This window comes from Methanobrevibacter filiformis, from assembly GCF_001639265.1.
Lineage (GTDB): Archaea > Methanobacteriota > Methanobacteria > Methanobacteriales > Methanobacteriaceae > Methanacia > Methanacia filiformis.
The window spans coordinates 1-1,649 of sequence record NZ_LWMT01000145.1 but is presented as its reverse complement, the minus strand read 5'-3'; the positions used below and the strand labels follow the sequence as shown (position 1 = coordinate 1,649).

Below are 1,649 nucleotides of genomic sequence, written 5' to 3'. Positions count from 1 at the left end.
TAGTCACAGTAATAGTATAAGTAATAATATCACCAATATTCGCTGATCCAGTAGTATTAGAAACCTTAACAACACTCACATTAACATTATTACTCACATTAATAGTTTCATTATCTGATCCATTATTAGTGTTAGTGTTATTCTGATCCACAGACACACTCGCAGTATTAATAACTGTACCATTACCAATAATAACAACAGTAATACTCAAAGCAACCGTTTCACCAGCACCTAAATCACCAATAGTCCAAACACCAGTATTATTATCATAAGAACCATTACTACCTACAAAACTTAAAACAGTATTGTTCAACAAATCAGTCACATATACACCAGTAGCATTACCAGAACCATTGTTAGTCACAGTAATAGTATAAGTAATAATATCACCAATATTCGCAGTACCAGTAGTGTTAGAAACCTTAACAACACTCACATTAACATTATTACTCACATTAATAGTTTCATTATCAGACCCATTATCCACGTTAGTGTTATTCTGATCCACAGACACACTCGCAGTATTAATAACTGTACCATTACCAACAATAACAACAGTAATACTCAAAGCAACACTCTCACCAGCACCCAAATCACCAATAGACCAAACACCAGTAACATCATCATAAGAACCATTACTACCTACAAAACTCAAAACACTAGCATTCAACACATCAGTCACATATACACCAGTAGCATTACCAGAACCATTATTAGACACAGTAATAGTATAAGTAATAACATCACCAATATTCGCAGCACCAGTAGTGTTAGAAACCTTAACAACACTCACATTAACATTATTAGACACATTAATAGTTTCATTATCAGACCCATTATCCACATTAGTATTATTCTGATCCACAGACACACTCGCAATGTTAATAACTGTACCATTACCAATAATAACAACAGTAATACTCAAAGCAACCGTTTCACCAGCACCAAGAGACCCAATAGACCAAACACCAGTATTATTATCATAAGAACCATTACTACCTACAAAACTCAAAACACTAGTATTCAACAAATCAGTCACAAACACACCAGTAGCATTACCAGAACCATTATTAGACACAGTAATAGTATAAGTAATAATATCACCAATATTCGCTGATCCAGTAGTATTAGAAACCTTAACAACACTCACATTAACATTATTACTCACATTAATAGTTTCATTATCAGACCCATTATTGGTATTAGTGTTATTCTGATCCACAGTCACACTCGCAGTATTAATAACTGTACCATTACCAATAATAACAACAGTAATACTCAAAGCAACACTCTCACCAGCACCAAGAGACCCAATAGACCAAACACCAGTAACATTATCATAAGAACCATTACTACCTACAAAACTCAAAACAGTAGCATTCAACAAATCAGTCACAAACACACCAGTAGCATTACCAGAACCATTATTAGTCACAGTAATAGTATAAGTAATAATATCACCAATATTCGCAGCTCCAGTAGTATTAGAAACCTTAACAACACTCACATTAACATTATTACTCACATTAATAGTTTCATTATCAGACCCATTATCCACGTTAGTGTTATTCTGATCCACAGACACACTCGCAGTATTAATAACTGTACCATTACCAATAATAACAACAGTAATACTCAAAACAACACTC

At 33.6% G+C, this 1,649-nt stretch carries 1 protein-coding gene; it reads right to left on the bottom strand.

Going from position 1 to position 1,649, the window contains the following annotated elements:
* Window positions 1-1,649, bottom strand: a 1,649-nt coding sequence (locus MBFIL_RS04360) for a beta strand repeat-containing protein (protein ID WP_157078658.1), incomplete at both ends; no start/stop codon positions are given.